Origin of the sequence: Paraburkholderia sediminicola (assembly GCF_046027825.1) — a bacterium.
Taxonomy (GTDB): domain Bacteria; phylum Pseudomonadota; class Gammaproteobacteria; order Burkholderiales; family Burkholderiaceae; genus Paraburkholderia; species Paraburkholderia sediminicola_D.
The window spans coordinates 1-24,050 of the sequence record NZ_JAQQDU010000025.1 but is presented as its reverse complement, the minus strand read 5'-3'; the positions used below and the strand labels follow the sequence as shown (position 1 = coordinate 24,050).

Genomic DNA, 24,050 nt, shown 5'->3' with positions numbered 1-24,050 from the left:
TGTCGGTCGAAACAAGTTCAGGAATTGGTGAATCGGCCTAGCGCGGAATATGGAATGTGTATTCGAAGTTTGACCGGAATTGGTCAGTGAAGGTGTTTTACGAACGGGTTGAAGAACCTGTTCACTGAACGATGGCTGACATGCTCGTTGAACTGATGCGTGACCAGCCGGAACAAGTAGAAGCAGATGGAAGAACTAGTTCGAGACGAACCAGTATTGATGGAGACGTTCGCGACGCGGACGGCGACTGATACAAGTGACATGGTGTTCATGAAGGAAAACAACAAGCCGCACTGATTCATCACCAGCAGGGTTTCAGTTGGGAACGGGTCGATCACCTGTGGTTCCTAAGGAAGGGATCAGATCAACAACCGGTCGTTGATGACAAGTCGATGTCCGGTTGGACCTGTTCCTTTACCTTCATCTGAACAGGTGAGTTCCAAGAAGTGATATGCGCGTAGCGCAGCACCGCAGGTGCCAACATGTTGATCGACTTGATACACAAATTGCGGACGTAACTTCACACAAAACTGCCAGAAGGAACCAATCAGTCACCAAGCAGCGACTGAAGAGAACCAATCAATCACTAAAACCAGTCATTGATTTACCTGCTTCGCAGGCGCTTCGCGAACAACATTTTTCTTCGGATTCGTTTTCAACTGGTACAAGCAAACCCGTTCGCCCATAGTACCAGCTGCCTACTGGTACGAAAGACGACGCCCAAGCCGAGACATCGAATCCTGAATGAACACTCTTTCGAGCAAGCTAGGACATAGCGTGTTAGCTTCTTGCGGTCGTTACCCGTATTAGCTGATAGGAACTCGTCTCTCCTTTCCTATCAGTCTTCCGATGTCGCCGGTGTATAGGACCAAGCATTCAGGCACTGATCCATCCGTGGTGGTTTATGGTGTTCCACCATCGATCTCTGACGATGCGTTTCCGTCAGTAGACTTCACTTGTTTAAGGCACAAGCGGCCTTTGGATATTTTTTGAAGACCGAAAACTTCTATTCGTCAGCGCCACTCTCTATGATGGTTGACTTCCCTGATGGTCGTCCGGGAACAGACTTTATGCTCGGTTTCTGCTGCTCATGGATATTTAGTCAAACGAAGTTTTTGAGAATTCTCGTCACTTCACGGTTGACCAGCCGTATCTGCTGCGCTTCTGTTTCTTTTTTGTCTTCACCAACAGCCTTTTCACAGTCTTCACGTTCAGTTGCGTCCGCAAGCTGACACAGCGCATGCGCGAAGCACGGAGACGCAAGAAGCCCGGGAATGTACTCGATACTGCTAGGGAATTCATATAAACGCTTGACCAGAACAGTCGAAGCGTCGTGGCAGAAACCACATCAGGTTTGTTCAGCCGACAGCATGAACACAATCAATCATGCAAGACACATTATACAGGACTGGGACCATTTTTGTCAATGCGGACCTTGACATCAGGCAGGTTTTGTTGGCGCGAAACAACTGCGCTATCCCTACCATTGAACCATCAGTGTAATAGATGCAGCACACTATGCTGACGTTGGTACACAGTCCCGTAGGTCAACAGTGAGAACGCGGTGGTAAGTAGCGTACCAACAGCTATTTCAGCCCGTACTGGTATCAGCTTTACCCTGCACCAGTACCGCAGAACAGCGCGTCCAGCTACCGTCACCGGCCAATGCCACCATCTACTATCACAAGCTAATGTAACCAGCTAATGTAACCAGCTAATGTAACCAGCTAATGTAACCAGCTAATGCAACAAGCTAATGCAACCAGTTAATGTAACCAGCCAATGTAACCAGCCAATGCAACCAGCCAATGCAACCAGCCAATGTAACCAGTTAATGCAACCAGTTAATGCAACCAGCCAATGCAACCAGCCAATGCAACCAGCCAATGCAACCAGCCAATGCAACCAGCCAATGCAACGAGCTAATGTTACCAGCCAATGCAACCAGCCAATGTAACCAGTGGCAATAGGGGCCACCGATCAGTCAATCTCTTGGATCGGCTGCAATCGCCTACTGTTCCACACGCATCGCCGTCGTGACTGACTGCCGGACATCGAGATGCGGAAACGACTTCACGAGCTTCGTCGTTTCCAGTGCGCTGCGTCACCCACGATTGAAAGGGTTGAGATTATCGAGATTTACTTCTGTTAATCTTGTCTTACCCAATACGTCTCTTCGAATCGCAAGAAAGATGCGACTGACCAGTTTGCCTTCTGTGTCAAGATCGTGTCCATCCATATCTGCATATCTAATCCATGCATCATACGCCGTGATGACATCGTCGCTACCATATAGCAATAGTTGATCTCGGGCTAACATACGGTTGCGGTCCGCATCCTCTCCCGAAATATCCTTGTCGTGCATGACAGCCACTGCTATCTCAGTAAAATTCTTTAGGAAGCTGGCATATGCTTCGCGCTTTTGCTCCGCTATAGTAAGATTCAATTCCTTGTTCTTTTGAAGCAGATAGGTAAGCACTCCACCGAACACGGCGATAAAAGCAACGATGATCGGCATCCAATCCTTGAGAATAATCATGTTCTATGTTTTTCTATAACCGAAAAATTATCAAATAGGTCTTCTACTTCGCGCCGTCTCTAGGCCGGGACATCGCGCGGTCTTCTGCCTGCGAAACTAGATGGTCCGTCACAAGCCACATACCGTCCTCGGTCGGCGCTTCCGGGAAGCTTGATGGTTGAAGCGGCCAAAGGTCCACCACCAGACGCGAAGTCGCCGATATGAACTCCGACGAATCGTTAAGTTGACGAAGGCGGAATCGGCGACTGCGGTTGCCAGTTTCATCCCACACGAACCAGAACCCGAAAGGGAAGAACTTGAATACGTGTCCGTAGATTGACGCACCATTCCCGCCTATGAACCCCATCGCGGAATGCTTCATGACGACACGGCGGCGATATGGATAAAACCAGTAGTAAACGCGAAGTCCGTCTGGCAAACACTTCGTCGGGTCTAGCACATATTCGCGCAGGGCAGAGTCCAAGGGTGCAGCAAGAACGTTCGATGCCAAGTCGGATACAGCGTTTGCAGCCAACAGGTGTCCGATAACCGAGCGCAAGAATTTGTTCGGTTGGTATTCAAAGAGATGCGTTCGTGGCAGTGACAGCCGACTGCCAGATGCTTGCTTGAAGTAAGTCTCGATCTCGTGGAACACAACGCTCAACGCCGGGTCGTATTCGGTGCCAAGCAGGGTGTTGTTGCACTGCCCACAGATAGTCCTGAAATGCGATCCGCCCTGCGAAAGGACCGACTTACCCGGATTCTGAGGGCTGTAACCGTAGACGTGGGCGATTACTGAATCGTTAATATTCCCGCAGCCCTTCGGTGGAACGTGGTCCTTCGTGAGCGGGCCGTAGATGCGGCATATGGCGCAGTAGCCGACATTCGGTCCACGGTTTAAGAATCGTTCAGTGATCTTCTTTGAGTAGTCGGCCATGCGTTGATTCCGTGCGCTGCGCTACGAGGATCATGACCCTGCTGGCAAAAACCGCAAACCCTATGAAGCTAGTGCCCGTCGAAACACTGTCGAACACCGCTTCAATCGCGTTCAAATAGATCGTCCACCGCATCGAATCTCATGGGTGTTGGCACGGAAGACCTGTCCAGATCGTCAGACGAAGTGCCGCTATGGTATTCGTTAAGCGCTTTCCAATGATCGAACGAGTCCAATATGCTTTCAACGTCCGCGTCGTCGAATTCGATGCCGTAGTCTGCCAGATTACTTTCGAGACGCTCCCGCAGTTCCTTCTTGGCAGAAGAATATTCTTCTGGGCCTACGCCAGAAAGCGCTTCAGGAACATCTATAAATTCGTCAAAGCGCTCCGAAAATACGCTCAAGAATTGATCGTGAGCAGCACGATATACATCGTGGTACCCTGCCGTATTGCTGTCGATGGCCTTGAGTAAATCACCTAAGGCATGTAATTCGTAGCTTTCGGTCGCATCCTCAGCGTGCGACTCAACGAATTCCAGCGCTTCATTTGCATTGATCTTTGATTCGCGAAGTCCCCACTCGATGAGTTTGAATGAATCGTCAGTAACCGGGCCTTCAGTAGATTCGACTACAAACCGTACCGCAGCAGATTTTAAGGCAATCACTCCGGCTTCATCGGCGCAATCACGAAGTTCATCGCAGAGACACGTAATATAAAAAACGGTAAAATCAGAAAAATGATCCTGAAGCGCACGATTAGCGACGAACTTCAGTATAGAATTAAATCCCGTTTCTGATATCTTCTTGCTGCTTTTTAAGCTTCGCAGCATTGTAAGTGACGAATATGATCGAAGCGAATAAATAATCATCCGCAAAAAATTTAGATCCGAAGCATACCTTTGAAGAACGAAATCGCCGATTGATGGATTGAACAAGTCAATTTGCGCGGGCGAACCTGGCGTAACTAGCCTGTTAAAGAATGAGCCTGTTAGCATTCGAACATTGGACTGGAACTCTCGCCTTCCCTTGAAGCCTTGATTTTCGGTTAGAGCAATGAATCTTGCATACGCTTCGCCGAGGGCATGTTCCGTGATCTGCCTGCCCGAAAAAGCGGTCAAAATTATCAGCGCTCTACCGAAGTCATCCTGCTGCACCAGAAAAGGATTTTCCCAAATTTGGGACGGATTATCTAGGGAGCGACGTACATACGCCCAATAATCGGTCGCCGTAATGCCGTCCAGGCGTCCTGCGTCTGTAATATAATCAATCAATCTCGAGTTGTAGTGCCGATGTGCAATAATTTCCTTGTACCGCTTGTTCTCGTAAAGACGTTCAATGAAATCCTTTGACAACTCGGAATGCCAAATGTGATTGTACAAAATCTGGGCGCGATCCATTTCAGATAGGCCGGAGATTTTCAATTCATATTCGTTTTTCTGTAAGTTGTTATGCTGGTAATTATCTATTAAAAACTTCCCTTGATTTAAAATCGTACTTCTCGATGTCAAGATAAATTTCTTGTCATCGGATTTTGACACTCTCCGTATAAATTGGGCGATCTGCGTGCCTTCGTGCCCCTTTAGAGCTTCAAGATAGTTACGCCCAAGAAAGTCGTCAAAATAGAAGACCTGTTCCTTATTTTCACGAAAGACGGATTCTGCGTCGCGAATATCGTCACCGATTTTCACATAATCAAACCCACGTGCGACGTAGTGCAGACAAAGATGATTCGCCAAGGTCGTCTTTCCCACGCCGGGTTCACCCGTAATAATTACCACACCGAGCTTATCGAGCGTCCTCAAGGCGGCTTCATGATTCGATGTCACCGCATATCTGGCAGTCGAAGCAACAATCTCTGAGAGCGAAAAGTCGCTCCTTCCGTGGATCGCGTGATTAAAAATGTGGTCGAGAACATAGGTGCTATTGAGCCATAATTTGTAGTGTCTCTTCTCGATTTCGGGGTGTCGATTTAGGAAATCATTTAAATCTTCTAACCCAAAAATATCGTCTTCTGCAAGGTACGGCGCGACGGCTTGCGACAGCAGCGTTTTATCCAACCGAGAAAGTGGGTTCGAGACAGCCAGCATGTAGCGCTTCGGCTTTAGCCTGTCTAACTTGGGCTTCTCGACCGAAGCCAGCCGCCTTACCAGTTCTCGGACGGGAGTATTAGCCCAATGCTTGCATTGCAAGATACCTTCTTGACGATCTGTCATGAAGAACCGCCCATCTACGCCCGCATCTCGTCCGCTTTTGAAGCGCTCAAATCGCTTCCCGATCACTGCGCCCAAAAGGTCCGTGCATAGTGACTCGAACTCTTTATCGTTGAGCGTCTTGAAGTCGTATTGCGACACGTCTCTTATCCTTTCTGATGTCAATGCGCCCGTACAGTGGCAACAGACGGTTGACGCATTAACACTGGCATCGATGCTTGCCCGCGCGCAGTCGTCGTCAGTATCCATTGCCACTGCTGCTTCCAATGGTAACCACTATCAGGGCTGTTGGTTCGGTCCAGTCCATTGGCAACAGCTACGATGCAACCATCACCAGCTACCATGGGGAAGCCATCGGTGTCGCCGCGCCGGTCAAACCTACAGCAGTTGCAGTCCGCCGCCCGTCGTAACAGTCACCTAATCGTCCAACCGGAACGCTGGCAGTGCCAGTAACCGGATCGCCACACTCATCGCGAAGCTGGCATCGTTGAGCAGGTGCATCTCTGCCGGAAGCCGGGCGTCCACGACGCGACGAGAAAGATTCGAAGGGTCGTCGATGGAGCGGTAGTGCGTGAGCGGATTGCGCAGGCTCATGAGACGACGTAGATCGTCTGCGTCCCGCTGCTGGATGACGTTCCCGGCGACGCACCGATTCAACGTCTCGCTGAACGAAACCCGGTTCGGTATCTCTCGACCGTTGATTCCGACTGCCAGGTGGGCCGCAAGAAGATGTTCTGCCAGACCTTGGCACAGCAGCACGGTCGCCATGTAATTGCCATGAACGAAGCTGGACCGTGCTTCCGTCCAAGCAGCAAAAGCAGTCTCGCCACCCGGCATCATCGTCCCTGATGAACCGAGAGCGGCGGAAAGGTCCGCAAGCTGTCGGAACCGCGCAACCTTGCCCGCCATATCGTCATGCAGGTCCGCAAGCAAGATGCGGAAAACGTCAATGTCCGTGATCGTGGACAACAGTTCGGATTGGACCTGATCCGTCACGGCTGGTCGCTCTGCCTGACGATGTGCCCGATTCATATTGCCAGTGCGTCCGGCGTTTCATTCGATGGCACCGACTGCATCATCGCCGGAACCGGCTGCTGAACATCGAGACGCGGCAACGACTTCACAATCTTCATCGTTTCCAGACTGACCGTCACGACCCGCTGGAACAGTTCCAACGGGTAGCGCGGATTGTTCATCGTCTCAGTCGCATAATCGTTCGCGTCGTTGACGATGCCGCTGTCCTTTTCGGTCTTGACGCACTGTCGTTCGACAACCCAATCCAGTGCGGGCTTGCCGTTGACTACATATTCGTAGGCTTCCAGTGGGATGCCTTTCAGCGTGATCTTGTCGTTGTAGATCAAGGTGGTCAGGTCTTTGTCCTTGCCATTCTTACCGTACTTCATCTTTTCCACCCGATAGTCGGCATCGGTCAACAACAGTCCGCCACCTTCAATCTGACACGCATACTTCTCAACCGTCTCGTAATTGACGTGCAGGTCCGCCAGCTTGCTGCCAGCGGTCGAAAACGCCCAGAAGTCGGCTGCCGTCTTCACGCAAGGGATATGCGGCAACTCCTTGGAGAGATTGTCAGCGTAACGTTCGCGATAGTCCGATGAGTGCAGTAGGCCATAGACATAGTAGAAAACGTCTTCCTTGGAGATGCTTTCGCCATCCCAAGCTGATCGAAAGTGGGCCAGCCCTTCGTCAGTCAATGCATGGCGGCACCTGCGCTGCGGTTTAGCGGGCTGTGGCGCGTCGAACAGTCCAACCTGCGGAGAAACGTCGAGCGAAGCCGACGCTTCGTCATAAAGGTACAGCGGGAAGCACTGAGCACCACCGTCTATCTGGAATTCTACGACCCGGTCCACCATTAGTGCCAGTTGGCCCCCGCCGTTCCATCGCTGCTTTATCATTATCATTCGATTGGTCGCGGTCGCATCTGGAAAGATACGCGGCATCTGATACACCATCTCATTGAAGCGGCGGTTGAAATATAGCCATTGCTTCTTAAACGGACGGTACAGGCTTTGCGCCAGACACTGTTCATCGAAGGCAAACTGCCGCCCCTTGGACAACTCTTGCTTCAGCGAACGAGACCAACTGATTTGCGCCGGGTCTGTGTTGATGAAACCATTTTCAACCTTCACGTCGCGCGCCTTCTTGTCTAACTCAGGGAATGCGTCGGTCAGCCGCAATAATTCATGATTGTAAAAATCAATCATGCGGGTCATGTTAGCGGCTAATGCTTCTCTCGAAGCGTTATAGCACCATGCGTCTCGGGCGGTTAGAACGCCCTGCGAAAAATTCTCAAAGAGTTTGAGACCATTTCCCTTCTTGTCGCCCAGCGCAACATATTCGCCGAATCGACCATCGCGCTGTTTTAGCCAGTCAGCGTGTTCATCCGGTGCGATGGTCTGCCAGCCAACGCTTGCTGAGATTCCGGCAATACTGGCAAAGGCGCGGATCTTGTCCAGCTTGTCTTCACGGCTCAGATAGTCGCCGATGTCGTGAAAATAAATCTGCCCGTGCTGTGTAGCCTTCGGATTCTTGACCAGTATGGAGATGGCAATCGGTGCGCGGCTGCCACTGCCAAAAATCTTGCCGCCTTCCTTTCGCGATAGATCACCGGAAGTGCGCTGATTGCCGCGCAAATGAAACACATAGATGCTGGAAAATTCATCGACTAAGCACCGGCGTAGGCCATCGGCAGTGTTCGAATCAAGAAAGCCTGCGTTGGTGACGAAGCCGACGACGCCGCTATCACCAATTCGGTCGCTGGCCCATCTTATGGCCCGGATGTAGCTGTCGTACAGCCCTTTCGCCAGAACTGCATTCGACCGCTCTGCATACGTGGTGCGGATGCGGCTGTCCAGATGTGGGTACTCCACATTGTCATTGTTGTCGTTCTCGCTCCGTTGTCCGACCGAATATGGCGGATTGCCAATGATTACGCGAATGTCCAGCTTCTTCTGGCGCTTCCGCCGCGCGCTATTTTGCGCCAGCACTGCGTCAACCAAGTCTTCCTTTTCGTAAAGCTGAAAGGTATCAGCAAGGCAGATGCCTTCATACGGCTGGTACTCGCCGCCGACGATACCGTGATACACCGCTTCGATATTGATCGCGGCGATGTAGTAGGCCAGCAGGACGATCTCGTTGGCATGGATTTCGTGCTTGTACTTGTGCGGCAGTTCGTCGGGCGTGATAAGGCCGCTTTGCAGCAGGCGGGTCACGAACGTGCCCGTACCGACGAAAGGATCAATGATGTGAACGCCCTTGCTACCCAAGGTCTGCCCGAATTCGGTCTTCAAGACATCCGCGACACTATGGATGATGAAGTCCACCACTTCGACCGGCGTATAGACAATCCCCAACCGCTCCGTCATCTTCGGGAAGGCGTTGCGGAAGAACTTGTCGTATAGTTCAACGACGATCTTCTGCTTGCCCGCCGCGTTGTCGATGCCTTCGGCCCGAAGTTTCACGCTCTCATAGAATCGTTCCAGCGTTTCGGCTTCCTTGTCCAGCCGGTGTTCTTGCAGCACATCCAACACGCCCTGCATCGCAAGCGACATCGGGTTGTGCTTCGCGAAGCTATAGTCTTCGAACAGGGCGTCGAACACCGGCTTCGTGATGAGATGTTGCGCCAGCATCTCGATGATCTCGCCGTCCGTGATGCTGCTGTTCAGGTCGCCACGAAGTTCGCGGGCGAAGTCATCAAACGCTTCACGCTCTTTGGCATTGTCCGGGCTTTCGATGATGCCAGTGATCCGGTCTATGTGAGTCCGTGCGATCTTCGCGATGTCGTTGGCCCAATCTTCCCAATGATGGCGATTGCCGACCTTCTGGACCAGCTTGGCGTAGATTGCCTTCTCGATCTCACCGATTTCAAATTGCAGTTCGTGCTGGTCAGGTTCCGTGCGCTTCTTGACCGCTTCGCCGATGGTGAAGCCGCCCTTACCGGCATCCTTGTTTTTCGGCCCCTTGGCCTTCTCCTGCTTCTTCTGGATTTTGTCAGTGATCGCGATGACTTCCATCTTGCTGGTGTCTTTCCCGATCAAATCGAGTTTATTCACCATCGCATCGAAGCGGTCATCGTGCGAACGCAGGGCTTGCAGGACTTGCCACACAACGGCATAGGTCTTGTTGTCGTTCAAGGCTTCATGGGGTTCAACGTCAACCGGGATCACCACCGGCAGAACCACATAACCGCGCTTCTTTCCCGGCGCATTGCGCATCACACGACCGACCGACTGCACTACGTCAACCTGCGAGTTGCGCGGCGTGAGGAACAGCACGGCATCCAGCGCCGGAACATCCACACCTTCGGACAAGCAGCGAACGTTACTGAGGATGCGACACGTGTTCTCTGGTGTCTCGGCTTTCAACCATGCCAGCTTCGCTTCCTTCTCGCTGGCGTTCATGCCGCCGTCAACGTGTTCGGCTTCGCAGTGAAGTCGGGCCGCCTGTTCAAACTCTTCTGTTTCTTCGCTGTCTTGATACGCTTCAACGACGGCTTGGAACATCCCGGCGATCTGTTTCGAGCTTACTTTGTGCGTCTTCGCACCTTTCGAGACTTCGATGACCTGACAGAAGGCCACCGCACGACTCATCGGATCGCCGTCGCCAACCAAGTCTTCGGTCAATCCCTTCTTCGACAGGGCTTTCCAGCAGCCGACGATTTTGGCAGCGTCGTCCACCTTTAGCTGGTTGTCGTCATCCCGCAGCAGGCCTTGCAGGCGTCGATTGACGTGCTTTTCCTCGACCGCCAGCACGATCACCTTGTAATCGACGAGCAACCCGCGTTTTACGGCTTCCGAGAACGTGATGACGAACAGTTCTTCCCCGTACAGCGCCTTGTCGTCCATCGAACAGAGCGCCACGTTGTCGCGTTCAGCCGTAGCCTTGGCAGAATCGCCATAGATACGCGGAGTCGCCGTCATGTACAGGCGCTTGGCGGACCGGATGTAGTCGGCGTCGTGGACCCGAACGAAGGTGCTTTCGTCATCGTCGCCGAACGTCGCGCCCGTCGTGCGGTGTGCTTCATCGCAGACGATCAGATCGAAGTCCGCCAGCCCGAACTGCGTCTGCGCACGGTTGATTACGTCGATGGAGTGATAGGTACTAAAAACGACGCTCATGTGTGACGCGTCGTGCCGCTTCGCCATTTCTGCCGCCAGTCGGGCCGAATCGGTCGTGGCCGGATAGCGCAGTTCATGGACGAAGGTCTGAACCATATCGTCTTCTTTTTTGCGTTTCTTGCCGACATCGCTGTCCGAACACACGGCGAAGCTATGAAGCGGCGTCTCACTTTCCTGCGTCCATTCCGTCAGGGATTGCGATAGCAGGGACAGGCTTGGAACGAGAAACAGGACTCGCTTACCGGCACCGGCCAACGTCTCGGCAATCTTCAAGCTGGCGTACGTTTTCCCGGTCCCGCAGGCCATTATCAGCTTGCCACGGTCGGCATCCACCAGACCATGGACAACTGCGTTCAATGCACTGACTTGGTGTGGACGCAGTTGCTTCTTGGCCTTGATGACTGGCGCGGCCTTCGGCTGATAATGCAACCAATCAATCTGGCTCTCCTCAAGGGCGGTCAGGTCGATCTTGCTGACGGGCGGCTGCTGATCCAGCAACGCGTCTTCCGCGTGTTCGCTCCAATGGTTCGTCGTGGCGACAATGATCCGGCGCGTGAAGGGCTTCTTGCCCGATGCCGTAAAGAAGCTGTCGATGTCGCCTTTCTGTACGCGGTAGTCCGGCGCATACATCTTGCATTGGATGGCATGGTATTCGCCAGTTCCTTGCGTCTTTGCCACAAGGTCGATGCCGGTGTCCCGCTTATCGAGACCTTGCAGGTCCGCCCACTCGCCATAAGTCCACACATCGCTGTAGAGATCGCGATACGTGGCTTCGTTACGCAAATAGCAGCAAATCAGTTCCTCGAAGTACGTGCCCTTCTCCCGTTCAGTCACGGCGGCTTGTCGGAAGGAATCCAGGATAGTTTCGAGTGCGGTCATTTTTACTTTTCGTCTGAGTTCGCGCGGCAGAAATCGCGGCTCACATGATACTAAAACGGTAGCATTGCTACCGTGTCGGGACGATTTAGAGCGATCCTGCATGGGTAAGGTGGTGCGTTCGGGACGACGTTGCATCCCCTGCGGACCGATGAAGTCCGTACCGCCTGAATCTATTCCAGCGGTTCGGCAACATCCCTCGCGTCAGTATCTGTGCAGTACATCACCCCTTTCGGCGCAGGCCAAGCATTCCTCACGGCTTTTCCGCACGATGGCGCATGTGTGTTCTTCGCCACTAGATGGCCACCAGATGACTGGTGCCCGTGCCGCGCATCAGCAGCCAGTCGGCCGCACTGACTTCGTCCTGCGCGCCGATCGCGAGCGCCACCACGATCCCAAGGTGCGGCGCCTCGGCGAGCACCGTGTCGATACGCGCACGCAGCGCGGCGCGCCAGCGATCGACCGTCACGCTTACGCCCCGCGCGTTGCCGGGCAAACGCACAGCATGAGCCGGTGTGCTGACATAGCCGGTGGCGCGCACATTGCGCGCCAGCAAACTGGCTTCGGCATCACGCACACCGAAGTTTGCATTGCCATGCGGGCGTTTGAGCCGCACAGTCAGACGCCAGCGCGCGCCCGGTTCGAGCAAGGGCGCAGGTGCATCTTCGGCAATCCACGACAGCTGAATCACGCGCGGAAAAGCGGCGATCGGCGCCTCGACCGACTCGATATTGAACAGGAAACGCGCGCCCTTTGCGTCGCGTGAAGGCAGACCCTTGATGCTGCCGACGACGTCGATATCACGGCCCTCCCAGGCGCTCGGCAAGCTCACCGCGAGCCGGGTTTCCGCGCGCCAGGCGGCATAGCCAAAGCCCACACATAAGGCCGCGATCCACAATGCGCCCCAGCCGACGCGCGAAGCGCCGCGGCGCAATCCCCACATCGCGACAAGCATCGCAACGCACCCGACCAGCACCAGCCCGCACCAGCCACCCCATCCCGGCAACACCGCCTGCCGCTGCAGCCAGATCACCCCCAACGCAAACCCGCACCACCATGCCCGCATCCGCCCCTTCCTCCCTGCTGTCGCCGGACGGCGCGACACACAGCGAGCAGGCGTCAGGAAGCCCGCCGGGCGTGTGTTCCGCCCGGCGCGAACCACTTAAACCATCGCGTTCAATTATGCAGAGGAAAGGGCGAGCCGCGGCAGCGCGGCGAGCGCGTTAGCCGTTGTGCCTAGGGCGGCTTCGTCGGCGGTCATGCCGCGCAGTTGCGCGAGGCCCGCGCCAATGCGCGGAATCTGCTCCGGCGAGTTGCGCTGCTTATACATCCAGGAAGGCGCGATATCCGGCGCGTCGGTCTCGACGACCAGCGCGTCGAACGGCAATTGCTCCGCCAGCCGCCGGATCTGTCGCGCCCGCTCGAACGTCAGATTGCCGCCGAAACCGAGATGCATGCCCTGGTCGATATACGCCTGAGCCTGCTGGAAACTGCCGTTGAAAGCGTGGGCGATGCCGCGATGAATCTGATGCCGCCGCAACCCTTTGATCACCTGATCCTGCGATTTGCGCACGTGGCAAATCACCGGCAGATCGAATTCGCGCGCCAGTTGAAGTTGACCGTTATAGAAGAACTGCTGGCGCGCATCGTCGAGACCGTCGACGAAATAATCGAGGCCGATCTCGCCGATGCCCACAAACAGCGGATCGTCGAGACTCGCCTCGATTTCCATGCGCAGCAGGTCGAGATCGCGCTCTTCGGCGCCCGGCGTGAAGAGCGGATGGATGCCGAGCGCATACGCGCCGCCGTCGACGCGGTGCGCGAGTTCGCGCACCGTTACGAAGTTCTCGCGGCCGATCGCGGGAATCACGATACGCCCTACCCCTGCCTGACGCGCCGCATTAGCGACTTCATCACGGTCGGCGTTGAATTCCGAAGCGTCGAGATGGCAGTGCGTATCGATCCACATGGCGCGCCTCGCTAGCAGCAGAGCATCGCTTGGGTTCAGCGCGGCTGATTAAACCGGCACCGGCGGCTCTTCGTGCAAGACGCCGTCGCGCAACCGCATGATCCGGTCGCAACGTCCGGCCAGTTCCGGATCGTGCGTGACGATCACGAAACTGGTGTCGAATGTTTGCGACAGCTCGAGCATCAGGTTGAACACGGTGTCGGCGGTGCCGCCGTCCAGATTGCCGGTGGGTTCGTCGGCAAGCACGCAAGCGGGCTTCGTCACCAGCGCCCGCGCGATGGCGACACGTTGACGCTCGCCGCCCGACAGCTCGCCGGGACGATGCTTCGCGCGATGCCCCATGCCGACGCGCTCCAGCACCGCGAGCGCTTCGTGCCGCGCCGCTTCGGTCGTCATGCGGCGAATCCGCAGCGGCATGGCGACATTGTCGAGCGCGGTGAATTCCGGCAGCAGATGGTGGAACTGGTACACGAAACCAAGTGCGCGATTACGCAGGTCGTTGCGCTCGCGCTCGGAGAGCTTCGTAAAGGGCTTGCCCATCACTGAGACATGGCCCGCGCTCGGATCGTCGAGGCCGCCGAGCACGTGCAGCAGTGTGCTTTTGCCGGAGCCGGACGCGCCGACGATCGCCAGCTTTTCGCCGCGCCGGACATTCAGTTGCGCATTGTTGAGCACATGCACGTTGAGGCCACCCTGCACAAACGACTTCGAAATGCCGGTCGCTTCGAGAACATAGGGATGCAGCGCGGTGTCTTCAGGGGCCATGGATACGCTAGTGGAACGGTCATTCATAGCGCAGTGCCTCCGCAGGACGGACTTTCGCACCACGCCAGCTCGGATAAAGGGTCGCCAGCGCCGACATCGCAAACGCGATGATGCCGATCCGCGCCACGTCGGCGGGAATCAGTTCAGACGGCAGTTCGCTGATGAAATAGACGGACGGCGGCAGGAACTGCACGCCAAGCAGATGCTCGATCATCGGCACGAGCCACGGAATGCTCCATGCGATCAGGCAGCCGAGCGCGACGCCGGTCGCCGTGCCGATAAAGCCGATGGTCACGCCCTGCACCACGAATATCTTCATGATCGAGCCAGGCTGGGCGCCAAGCGTGCGCAAAATCGCGATGTCGGCCTGCTTGTTGGTCACCGTCATCACCAGCGACGACACCAGATTGAACGCCGCCACCGCGATGATCAGCGTGAGGATGATGAACATCATGCGTTTTTCGATCTGTACCGCCGAGAACCAGGTCTTGTTCTGCTGGGTCCAGTCGCGGATATACAAATCACCGGACAAGCTGCGCGCCAGCTGATGCGCGACCTCCGGCGCCCGCTGCATGTCAGTCAGGCGCAACCGCACGCCAGTCGGCGCGGATAGCCGGAACAGCGCCTCGGCATCCTTGATGTTGATCAGCGCAAGCGTGCTGTCGTATTCGTAATGCCCCGACTCGAAGATGCCCACTACGGTGAACTGTTTCAGCCGCGGCAGCATGCCGGCGGGCGTGATCGTGCCTTCAGGCGCGACCAGCGTGATCTTGTCGTTGACCGTTACGCCGAGATTGGTGGCGAGGTCCGCGCCCAGCACGATGCCGAAGTCGCCCGGCACGAGGTCGGTCAGCTTGCCACCCTTCATTTCCTTACCGATGTCGGAAACTTCAGGCTCGAGCGACGGCTCGACGCCGCGCAGCGCCACACCGCTCACGGCGTCCTGGCGTGTGAGCAGGGCCTGCGCGTCGACATACGGTGCCGCGCCGATCACTTCCTTGTTCTGGCGGGCTTCCTTGGCGGTCAACTGCCAGTCGGGCATCGACCCGGTCGGCGAAAAGATTTCGACGTGCGCCAGCACCGACAGCATCCGGTCACGCACCTCTTTCTGGAAACCGTTCATCACGGACAACACGACGATCAGCGCCGCGACGCCGAGCGCGATGCCCGACATCGACACGAGCGCAATGAAGGAAATGAAGCCGTTACCGGTCGTGCGTTTGCCGGCGCGGGTGTAGCGCCAGCCAATCTGCCATTCGTAGGGAAATTTCAAGCGAATCCTTTTCTGCGTTCTTCGTCTGCTCGTGGGCCATTTACTTACTGTGCATGACGGCGGCAACGTGAAGCTGTCGCGCCTGTCGTGCGGCCTGAGCGTCGTGATCATTGGTGTCGCGGCAACCCGGATGGTTCCGGTATGACGTTCCGGCGCCTTGCAGCGCCTTCCGGTGCGCCCGGCAAACCCCGCGCCACGGGAGCCGCCGCCCCGCCGCCGCTGCCACTGCCCTCAACCAAGCGCGAAGTTTGCCATACAATGCCGCGCCCCCGCGCAAAGGCTTTGCACGCCGGACCCACGGCCCATCCCCTAGCGCAGGTTGTAGCGGCTCCTCAGACCATTGATGATCGCGGCTGCCTCGCTGGTCGCGACGTCGCGCACCTCCGCGTCTTTACGGTCACGATGCAGATGGGTGATATCCCAGTTGCAGCCGTCCTCGTCCTCGACGGTTTCATGGAATCCGGTCGGAATCCAGCCGGCCGTGGCCGGATTGGCGTTGAGCGCCTGCACGACCAATCCCAGCAGTTCCTGCTCGGTTTTCAGTTCACGCGACATGTCGGTCTCCCTCTTCATGTGCGCGGTGCGGCCGCGCCCGGCTGCTGCCATTAGCGGGGCTCGGGTGCAGTGCCCGAATCCGCCGATATGGTCTGAATACTCGCACTCTTTGCCCTACAATGCGCAGCATCATGCACGCCAACCGTCTTCATCTTCTCCTGCCCTTTGCGCTGCCCGCCGCAGTGGACGCCTCCACCGCCCTGCACGACATCCAGAGTCCGGCCCTCGACCGGCTGATCGCCCGCGCGACGCTGCTCGAACGGGTAGTTGGCGAAGATTTTCAGCGCACGCTGCCACACGAGCGCTGGGTGGCACGCCAGTTCGGCGCGCTGCCCAGCGGCGCGGCGGCCGCCGACGAAGCGCCGCTGGCCCCGTACATGCTGCGCGCCGACGGCGGCGAGCCCGGCAACGCCACGTGGGCCTGTGTGCAACCGGTGCACGTGCGCATCGCGCACGACCATCTGGTGCTGATCGACCCGGCCTCGCTCGACCTGTCGGATGACGAAGCCAGCGTGCTGCTGGCGATCGCGCGGCCGTTGATCGAGGAGCTCGGCGTACGAATCGAGGCGCCGAAGCCCACCCGCTGGTATTTGTCGGGCGACGGCTTCGGCACGCTGGCCGGGGCGTCGCCGTTGCGCGCGAGCGGCCGCAACATCGAAATCTGGCTGCCGCACGAGGCACATTCCGGCGAGCGTTCGCGCACCTGGATGAAGCTGCAGAACGAAGTGCAGATGGCGTGGTTCGAGCATCCGGTCAATGAAGCACGCGAGGCGCGTGGCCTGCCGGCCGTCAACTCGATCTGGTTTCACGCACAGGGCGCGGCGCAACCGGTGACGAGTCCGTTTGCGCGGGTCTTCTCCGACGCGGCGGCCACGCGCGGCCTCGCCATGACGGCGGGCGTCGCGACCGCTGCGCCGCCGGCGTCGTTTGCGGCGCTCAGGGCCGTTACCGCTGCGGGCGGCGCCTCGGGCAACACGCCGGGTGGCGCGTCCGCTAACGCAAATGCCCACGCCAACGGCGCCACGCTGGTCGAACTCGATCCCTTCTCCTCGCCCTACATCGAGCAGGACTGGGCGCGCTGGAACGACGCCTTCGCCGCGTTGCAAGCCGACTGGTTCGAACCGGCGCTGGAGGCGCTGCAGTCGGGCCAGCTCGACGAACTCGGCCTGACGCTGTGCGGCGACACCGGCTCGGTGACGCTCACGGTGACGCGCGGCGACCTGCGCAAATTCTGGCGACGGCGCGTGCTCGCCTCGCTCTTCATCGAATGATTTATCGAATGATCCACGGCCTTTCCGAATGACTCGAATCGTTACGCGCGCCGGCTCACCCGTCGACGCCGAAGTCCTCACCCGCCACGGCCTGCACCCGGTGCTCGCGCGCCTGTACGCCGCGCGCGGCGTGTGCATGCCCGATGAAATCGAAACCGGTCTCGCGCGGCTCGTGCCGCCTGCCGCGCTCAAGGGCTGCGAAGACGCTGCGGTGCTGCTCGCCGATGCGATTCAGGGCAAACGCCGCATGCTGGTGGTCGCCGACTACGACTGTGACGGCGCCACCGCCTGCGCGGTCGCGGTGCGCGGGCTGCGCATGTTCGGCGGCCAGATCGAGTATCTGGTGCCGAATCGTTTCGAGTACGGTTATGGCCTGACGCCGGAGATCGTCGCGCTGGCCGCTCGCTGCGCGTCGGGCAAGCCGGAACTGCTGATTACGGTCGATAACGGCATCGCCAGCGTCGACGGCGTGGAAGCGGCCAATGCGCTCGGCATCGACGTGCTAGTCACCGATCACCACCTCCCCGGCGACGAATTGCCGGCTGCACGCGCCATCGTCAATCCGAACCAGCCGGGCTGCACGTTTCCGAGCAAGTGCATTGCGGGCGTGGGCGTGATGTTTTATGTGCTGCTGGCATTGCGCGCGGAATTGCGCCGCCGCGGCGCCTTCAACGACGATTTCCCCGAGCCGCGCCTGGATGGCCTGCTCGATCTGGTCGCGCTCGGGACGGTGGCCGACGTGGTCAAGCTCGACGGCAATAACCGCGTGCTGGTCGCGCAAGGTCTGCAGCGGATTCGCAAAGGCAAGATGCAACCGGGCATCGCCGCCCTCTTCCGCGCCGCCGCGCGCGACGCCCGCAGCGCCTCGGGTTTCGACCTCGGTTTCGCGCTCGGGCCGCGTCTGAACGCGGCCGGCCGCCTGTCGGACATGTCGCTCGGCATCGAATGCCTGACCACCGACGACATCGGCCGCGCATGGGATCTTTCGCAGCAACTCGATACGATGAATCGCGAGCGCCGCGAAATCGAAGCCGGCATGCAGCAGCAGGCGCTCGAAGACCTCTCGGCGATCAATCCCGAGGGCGCTACCACCATCACGCTGTTCAATCCGAGCTGGCACCAGGGCGTGATTGGCATCGTCGCCGGGCGGTTGAAGGAGAAATTCCACCGCCCGTCGTTCACGTTCGCGCTCGCCGACGACAGCGGGCAGCTCGTCAAAGGCTCGGGCCGTTCGATCTCGGGCTTCCATCTGCGTGACGCGCTTGATCTGATCTCGAAGCGCGAGCCGGGCCTGATCGTCAAATTCGGCGGCCACGCGATGGCCGCGGGCCTGACGCTCGCCGCCGCCGACGTGCCGCGCTTTACCGCCGCGTTCGAGGCCGTGGGCCGCGAATGGCTCTCCGAAGAGGCGCTTTCGCGTACGGTTGAAACCGACGGTGAACTCGAAGACGCCTACTTCACGCCGCAATTCGTCGAAATGCTCGACGCCGCCGTATGGGGTCAGGGCTTCCCGGCGCCGGTGTTTTCCGGCGAATTCGACATTGCCTCGCAGGCGCTGGTGAAAGACAGGCATCTGAAGCTGCAACTTGTGCGCGGCCGACAGCGTTTCAACGCAATCTGGTTCAACCACACCGACACCCTTCCCGCCCGCACCACCGTTGCCTACCGGTTGGCCAGCGACACGTGGAACGGCGTGTCGCGGGTGCAATTGATCGTCGAGCACGCGGCGAGCTGAAGCCGTTGCCGGGTTGCTGCGCGCGGCCCCCATATGCTGCGCGCGAACGGCTCATCGGCTGCCCGGGTCCTGCCCGCCTTGTTCGCAAAGCGCCAAAAAACCCCGCCAAATCAACCCCAAACCCGCGCCGGATCGCTCACAAGCCTCCGGCGTGGCGCGCCGATCGGCTATAATTTCCCCTTTTTACGAAGCTATAAAAGATCGACATGGAAGCGGAACGTCTCAACGCGATCGAAGCCTCACTGGCGGACCTGCGCACGCGCGCGGATTCGCTACGGGGGTATCTTTGACTACGACGACAAAGCACTGCGTCTAATCGAAGTCAACCGGGAACTCGAAGACCCGGACGTCTGGAACGACTCGAAGCACGCCCAGGCCCTCGGCCGGGAAAAGAAGCTGCTCGACGACGTCGTCGGCAAACTCACGTCGCTCGATAACGACCTGCGCGACGCGCAGGACCTGTTCGACATGGCCCGCGAAGAAGACGACGAGGAAACCCTCCTCGCCTGCGAATCAGACGCGCAAGGCATCGAACAACGTGTCGCCGACATGGAATTCCGCCGGATGTTCGCGAACCCGGCCGATCCGAACAACGCCTTTCTGGATATCCAGGCCGGCGCCGGCGGCACCGAGGCGTGCGACTGGGCGTCCATGCTGCTGCGCCAGTATCTGCGCTACTGCGAGCGCAAGGGCTTCAAGACCGAAGTACTGGAACAGACCGACGGCGACGTCGCGGGCATCAAGAACGCCACGATCAAGATCGAAGGCGAATACGCGTACGGCTTCCTGCGCACCGAAACCGGCGTGCACCGCCTCGTGCGCAAGTCGCCGTTCGATTCGTCGGGCGGCCGTCATACGTCGTTCTCGTCGGTGTTCGTGTACCCGGAAATCGACGATTCGATCGAAGTCGACGTCAATCCGGCCGATCTGCGCATCGACACGTACCGCGCGTCCGGCGCGGGCGGTCAGCACATCAACAAGACCGATTCGGCCGTGCGGATTACGCACATGCCGTCGGGCATCGTCGTGCAGTGCCAGAACGACCGTTCGCAGCACCGCAACCGGGCTGAAGCGATGGCCATGCTGAAATCGCGCCTGTACGAAGCGGAAATCCGCAAGCGGCAGGAAGAGCAGGACAAGCTCGAGGCCGGCAAGACCGATGTGGGCTGGGGTCATCAGATCCGCTCGTACGTGCTGGACAACAGCCGTATCAAGGATCTGCGCACCAACGTCGAAATCAGCAATACCAAGAGCGTGCTCGACGGCGACCTCGATCCGTTTATCAGCGCCAGCCTGAAACAGGGCGTCTAAGCGCAACCGGCGCAGCATGCATCGCATCGCTGCGCCGTATCTTTGTCATAGCGCCTGAGGTTTTTCACTGACTGGCCACCCGCATGCGGACCATCCTGATGCGGGCCACCGAATACCAAATCATCATGACCGAACCGACCCAGCCGAATGCGGCCCAGCCTGACGCGGCCCGACCGAATGTCGTACCCGAGGTAGACGACAACAAGATCATGGCCGAGCGCCGCGAAAAGCTGCGCGAACTGCGTGAGCAAGGCGTCGCCTATCCGAACGATTTCCGCCCCACGCATCACGCCGAAGATCTGCAATCGAAATACGCCGAAGCCGACAAGGAAGCGCTCGAAGCGAATCCGCTCGAAGTCGCGATCGCCGGCCGCATGATGCTCAAGCGCGTGATGGGCAAGGCAAGCTTTGCCACCGTGCGCGACGGTTCGGGTCAGATCCAGTTCTTCATCACGCCTGCCGACGTCGGTCAGGAGAAGTACGACGCCTTCAAGAAGTGGGACATGGGCGACATCGTCGCGGCGCGCGGCGTGCTGTTCCGCACCAACAAGGGCGAACTCTCGGTGCGCTGCACCGAACTGCGCTTGCTGTCGAAGTCGCTGCGTCCGCTGCCGGACAAGTTCCACGGCTTGGCCGACCAGGAAATGAAGTACCGCCAGCGCTACGTCGACCTGATCGTCACGCCGGAAACGCGCAAGACCTTCGTCGCGCGCACCAAGGCGATTTCGTCGATCCGCAAGTTCATGTCGGATGCCGACTTCATGGAAGTCGAAACGCCGATGCTGCACCCGATTCCGGGCGGCGCGGCGGCCAAGCCGTTCAAGACGCACCACAACGCGCTCGATATGCAAATGTTCCTGCGCATCGCGCCGGAACTGTATTTGAAGCGCCTCGTGGTCGGCGGCTTCGAGCGCGTGTTCGAGATCAACCGTAACTTCCGCAATGAGGGCGTGTCGGTACGCCACAATCCGGAATTCACGATGATCGAGTTCTACGCGGCGTACACCGATTACAAGTGGCTGATGGATTTCACCGAGCAGTTGATCCGCCAGGCCGCGATCGACGCGCTTGGCAGCGCCACGATCAGCTACCAGGGCCGCGAGCTGGATCTGGCCAAGCCCTTCCATCGCTTGACGATCAGCCAGGCGATCCAGAAGTACGCGCCGCAATACACGGAAGCACAACTCGGCGACGACGCATTCCTGCGCACGGAACTGAAGAAGTTCGGCGTGGACGCGTCGCAGCCGCAATTCCTGAACGCGGGCGTGGGTGCGCTGCAACTGGCGCTGTTCGAAGAGACCGCCGAGTCGCAACTGTGGGAGCCGACCTACATCATCGACTACCCGGTTGAAGTGTCGCCTTTGGCGCGCGCCTCGGACAAGGTCGCCGGCATCACCGAGCGTTTCGAGCTGTTCATCACGGGCCGTGAAATCGCCAACGGTTTCTCGGAGCTGAACGATCCGGAAGATCAGGCGGCCCGCTTCAAGAAGCAGGTCGACCAGAAAGACGCCGGCGACGAAGAAGCGATGTTCTACGACGCGGACTACATCCGCGCGCTGGAGTACGGCATGCCGCCGGCCGGCGGTTGCGGCATCGGCATCGACCGTCTGGTGATGATGCTGACCGACAGCCCGAGCATCCGCGACGTGATTCTGTTCCCGCATCTGCGCCGCGAAGACTGATCGCTGCGCCGCTCGCGCCAACGCGATCGCAAAGGAAAAACGCCCGGCTCGAAACCGGGCGTTTTTTCTTGCGGCGCTTGAAAAACACCGCAGACCGAAACCTGACAGTTTGTAACCATCGGTAAAAGACGCGTATCCTCCATCGAACCGCTGTTTTCTTAAACCGCTGCAGACCCGCAAGGAATCAGGCACCCCGCCCCGCGTCGCGCGCTTTGACGCGAACAAGCCGCGATAATTGCCCGGGAATGGTTACAAATTGAAACCCTCCCGGGATCGATTTGCCCGACACTCAGTCTCAATAACAGTCGACTCTGCTCCAGACGGAGGCCAATATGGACAATCCAGATACTAAATCCACGCAACAACGTCGTCTTCACCCGCTCGTCGCTACCGCGGCGGGCGCCGTAATCATCGCCAGTCTCGTCGCGACGGCGGCCGTCACCGGGCTGTTCCCGAAGGCGTCGAGCAGCGGCGCGCAAACGGATCAGACCCAGGCTGCGCAAGTGACCACCCAACCGGGCGTGGTCGATTCGGCAGCGCCGGCCAATCCGGTTGCCCAACAGCCCGCCCCGCAGGACGCAGCACAACAGGCAGCGCAACAACAGGCGCCTCAGCGCGCCCCGGCGCCGGCGCAACAACCCCAGTACGCCCAGCAGCAACAGGCCCAACCGGCACCGCAATATGCTCCGCAACAGCCCCCGCAACCGGCCTACTGCTCGAGCTGCGGCACGGTGGCCGCGATCTCGGCGGTGCGTCAGGAAGGTCACGGCACCGGTATCGGCGCGGTCGGTGGCGCCGTGGCCGGGGGCCTGGTCGGTAATCAGTTCGGCGCCGGCGGCGGACGCACCGCGATGACCGTCCTCGGAGCACTCGGCGGCGGCTTCGCCGGTAACTCGGTTGAAAAGCATATCCGCAGCACGACGTCGTATTCGGTGCGGGTGCAGATGGAAAACGGCAAGACGCGCTACTTTACCTATCATGAAGCGCCGCCGTTCCAGCAAGGTCAGCGCGTGCGGGTTGAGAACGGCACGCTTGTAGCAGCCTGACCGCTGGCAGCCTGAAGATTCTCCAGGCGTTAAAAAAGGCGATTCCAATGGAATCGCCTTTTTCTTTGCCGCAGCCGCAACGGAATCAGTCGCGCCCGGCCGCCAGCGGAGGACCGGGCATGCGCCCGCTCAGTAGTCCGCGTCCTCGATCCATGCAGCCTGAATCGCTTCGAGGATCTTTTCGTTCGACCGGTTAGGATCGTCGTCGAAACCTTCCAGCTCGGTAACCCAGCGGTGCAAATCAGTGAAGCGCACCTGCTGCGGATCGATGTCCTGGTGCTTGTCAGTCAGGGCCATCGCGATGTCTTGCGTATCGGTCCACTTCATGGCTGCATCCTCCAGTTAGTGATTTTCCTTCGCGTGATTAATCGAGTAGCGCGGGATCTCGACGACCAGATCCTGCTCGGCCGGCACCATCGCCTGGCACGACAGACGCGAGGCCGGTTCGAGCCCCCACGCCTTGTCCAACAGATCGTCCTCGTCTTCCTCGGACGGCGTCAAGGCGGCGAAACCCTCACGCACGATCACGTGACAGGTTGTGCACGCGCAGGACTTCTCGCACGCGTGCTCGATTTCGATGCCGTTATCGAGCAGCGTGTCGCAGATGCTCTTGCCGGGCACGGCGTCGATCACCGCGCCTTCCGGGCACAGTTCGACGTGAGGCAGCACAACGATTTGAGGCATACATTTTCCGTTTGGGTCTGCGGCACGGCGGCCACAAACAGGCTCCGTACCATTTTACTGGCGCGGGGGGGGGGGTTTTTTTTACC

At 58.3% G+C, this 24,050-nt stretch carries 17 protein-coding genes and 1 pseudogene; 5 read left to right on the top strand and 13 right to left on the bottom strand.

The window, feature by feature from the left end:
* Positions 1–83 precede the first annotated feature (83 nt).
* The 11 genes and pseudogenes from PQQ96_RS15810 to PQQ96_RS15760 form a co-directional block, all read right to left on the bottom strand.
* Positions 84–338, bottom strand: a complete 255-nt coding sequence (locus PQQ96_RS15810; RefSeq protein WP_408293358.1) for a hypothetical protein — start codon at positions 336–338, stop codon at positions 84–86.
* A 1,766-nt stretch (positions 339–2,104) separates the two neighbouring features.
* Positions 2,105–2,539: a hypothetical protein gene (locus tag PQQ96_RS15805; protein WP_408293356.1), complete on the bottom strand. Its 435-nt coding sequence runs from the start codon at positions 2,537–2,539 to the stop codon at positions 2,105–2,107.
* A gap of 43 nt (positions 2,540–2,582) precedes the next feature.
* Positions 2,583–3,455, bottom strand: coding sequence for a hypothetical protein (locus PQQ96_RS15800; RefSeq protein ID WP_408293354.1), 873 nt, complete (start codon positions 3,453–3,455; stop codon positions 2,583–2,585).
* 101 nt (positions 3,456–3,556) lie between these two features.
* Complete coding sequence (locus tag PQQ96_RS15795) at positions 3,557–5,911, bottom strand: nSTAND3 domain-containing NTPase (RefSeq protein WP_408293351.1); 2,355 nt, start codon at positions 5,909–5,911, stop codon at positions 3,557–3,559.
* 168 nt (positions 5,912–6,079) lie between these two features.
* A complete protein-coding gene (locus PQQ96_RS15790) occupies positions 6,080–6,658 on the bottom strand; it encodes a hypothetical protein (protein ID WP_408293348.1) in 579 nt (192 codons plus the stop codon).
* Between the two features lie 32 nt (positions 6,659–6,690).
* Positions 6,691–11,676, bottom strand: a complete 4,986-nt coding sequence (locus PQQ96_RS15785) for a DEAD/DEAH box helicase (RefSeq protein WP_408293346.1) — start codon at positions 11,674–11,676, stop codon at positions 6,691–6,693.
* 295 nt (positions 11,677–11,971) lie between these two features.
* A pseudogene (locus tag PQQ96_RS15780) lies at positions 11,972–12,739 on the bottom strand (ComEC/Rec2 family competence protein); the annotation flags it as partial.
* Positions 12,740–12,853: 114 nt separating this feature from the next.
* On the bottom strand, positions 12,854–13,642 hold the full coding sequence (locus tag PQQ96_RS15775) for a TatD family hydrolase (RefSeq protein ID WP_408293343.1): 789 nt from the start codon (positions 13,640–13,642) through the stop codon (positions 12,854–12,856).
* 48 nt (positions 13,643–13,690) lie between these two features.
* Positions 13,691–14,434, bottom strand: a complete 744-nt coding sequence (lolD, locus tag PQQ96_RS15770) for a lipoprotein-releasing ABC transporter ATP-binding protein LolD (RefSeq protein WP_408293341.1) — start codon at positions 14,432–14,434, stop codon at positions 13,691–13,693.
* Positions 14,427–15,680 carry a lipoprotein-releasing ABC transporter permease subunit gene (locus PQQ96_RS15765; protein WP_172315953.1) on the bottom strand — a complete coding sequence of 418 codons (1,254 nt, stop codon included), beginning with the start codon at positions 15,678–15,680 and terminating at the stop codon, positions 14,427–14,429. The genes lolD and PQQ96_RS15765 overlap by 8 nt, the downstream gene beginning before the upstream one ends.
* 309 nt (positions 15,681–15,989) lie before the next feature.
* Positions 15,990–16,235, bottom strand: coding sequence for a hypothetical protein (locus tag PQQ96_RS15760; protein WP_408293338.1), 246 nt, complete (start codon positions 16,233–16,235; stop codon positions 15,990–15,992).
* A 119-nt stretch (positions 16,236–16,354) separates the two neighbouring features.
* On the opposite strand from PQQ96_RS15760, the gene PQQ96_RS15755 reads away from it, so the two are divergent.
* From PQQ96_RS15755 to PQQ96_RS15735, 5 genes are all read left to right on the top strand, one after another.
* The gene (locus PQQ96_RS15755; RefSeq protein ID WP_408293336.1) at positions 16,355–17,506 is read left to right on the top strand and encodes a regulator; all 1,152 of its coding nucleotides are present in this window, start codon (positions 16,355–16,357) and stop codon (positions 17,504–17,506) included.
* 28 nt (positions 17,507–17,534) lie between these two features.
* Positions 17,535–19,241 (top strand): single-stranded-DNA-specific exonuclease RecJ, encoded by a 1,707-nt coding sequence (gene recJ, locus PQQ96_RS15750; protein ID WP_408293333.1) that lies wholly within the window; start codon positions 17,535–17,537, stop codon positions 19,239–19,241.
* A 206-nt stretch (positions 19,242–19,447) separates the two neighbouring features.
* Positions 19,448–20,552, top strand: a protein-coding gene (prfB, locus tag PQQ96_RS15745) for a peptide chain release factor 2 (RefSeq protein ID WP_201073373.1) whose coding sequence is annotated in 2 segments (ribosomal slippage) — positions 19,448–19,528 and positions 19,530–20,552 — 1,104 coding nt in all. Because the reading frame shifts where the segments join, the coding sequence is not laid out codon by codon here.
* Positions 20,553–20,677: 125 nt separating this feature from the next.
* The gene (gene lysS, locus PQQ96_RS15740) at positions 20,678–22,234 is read left to right on the top strand and encodes a lysine--tRNA ligase (RefSeq protein WP_408293330.1); all 1,557 of its coding nucleotides are present in this window, start codon (positions 20,678–20,680) and stop codon (positions 22,232–22,234) included.
* 332 nt (positions 22,235–22,566) lie between these two features.
* On the top strand, positions 22,567–23,280 hold the full coding sequence (locus PQQ96_RS15735) for a glycine zipper 2TM domain-containing protein (protein WP_408293328.1): 714 nt from the start codon (positions 22,567–22,569) through the stop codon (positions 23,278–23,280).
* A 129-nt stretch (positions 23,281–23,409) separates the two neighbouring features.
* Here the strand turns inward: PQQ96_RS15735 and iscX are convergent, their stop codons facing one another.
* Positions 23,410–23,607: a Fe-S cluster assembly protein IscX gene (iscX, locus tag PQQ96_RS15730; protein ID WP_007181290.1), complete on the bottom strand. Its 198-nt coding sequence runs from the start codon at positions 23,605–23,607 to the stop codon at positions 23,410–23,412.
* 15 nt (positions 23,608–23,622) lie between these two features.
* Positions 23,623–23,964: an ISC system 2Fe-2S type ferredoxin gene (gene fdx, locus PQQ96_RS15725; RefSeq protein ID WP_074282931.1), complete on the bottom strand. Its 342-nt coding sequence runs from the start codon at positions 23,962–23,964 to the stop codon at positions 23,623–23,625.
* Positions 23,965–24,050 lie beyond the last annotated feature (86 nt).

What these genes read in the sequence shown, in the direction of transcription:
- PQQ96_RS15805 (WP_408293356.1), bottom strand. Translation starts at nt 2,539, where the DNA reads ATGATTATTCTCAAGGATTGGATGCCGATCATCGTTGCTTTTATCGCC.
- PQQ96_RS15800 (WP_408293354.1), bottom strand. Translation starts at nt 3,455, where the DNA reads ATGGCCGACTACTCAAAGAAGATCACTGAACGATTCTTAAACCGTGGA.
- PQQ96_RS15795 (WP_408293351.1), bottom strand. Translation starts at nt 5,911, where the DNA reads ATGGATACTGACGACGACTGCGCGCGGGCAAGCATCGATGCCAGTGTT.
- PQQ96_RS15785 (WP_408293346.1), bottom strand. Translation starts at nt 11,676, where the DNA reads ATGACCGCACTCGAAACTATCCTGGATTCCTTCCGACAAGCCGCCGTG.
- PQQ96_RS15775 (WP_408293343.1), bottom strand. Translation starts at nt 13,642, where the DNA reads ATGTGGATCGATACGCACTGCCATCTCGACGCTTCGGAATTCAACGCC.
- lolD (WP_408293341.1), bottom strand. Translation starts at nt 14,434, where the DNA reads ATGAATGACCGTTCCACTAGCGTATCCATGGCCCCTGAAGACACCGCG.
- PQQ96_RS15760 (WP_408293338.1), bottom strand. Translation starts at nt 16,235, where the DNA reads ATGTCGCGTGAACTGAAAACCGAGCAGGAACTGCTGGGATTGGTCGTG.
- PQQ96_RS15755 (WP_408293336.1), top strand. Translation starts at nt 16,355, where the DNA reads ATGCGCAGCATCATGCACGCCAACCGTCTTCATCTTCTCCTGCCCTTT.
- recJ (WP_408293333.1), top strand. Translation starts at nt 17,535, where the DNA reads ATGACTCGAATCGTTACGCGCGCCGGCTCACCCGTCGACGCCGAAGTC.
- lysS (WP_408293330.1), top strand. Translation starts at nt 20,678, where the DNA reads ATGACCGAACCGACCCAGCCGAATGCGGCCCAGCCTGACGCGGCCCGA.
- PQQ96_RS15735 (WP_408293328.1), top strand. Translation starts at nt 22,567, where the DNA reads ATGGACAATCCAGATACTAAATCCACGCAACAACGTCGTCTTCACCCG.
- iscX (WP_007181290.1), bottom strand. Translation starts at nt 23,607, where the DNA reads ATGAAGTGGACCGATACGCAAGACATCGCGATGGCCCTGACTGACAAG.
- fdx (WP_074282931.1), bottom strand. Translation starts at nt 23,964, where the DNA reads ATGCCTCAAATCGTTGTGCTGCCTCACGTCGAACTGTGCCCGGAAGGC.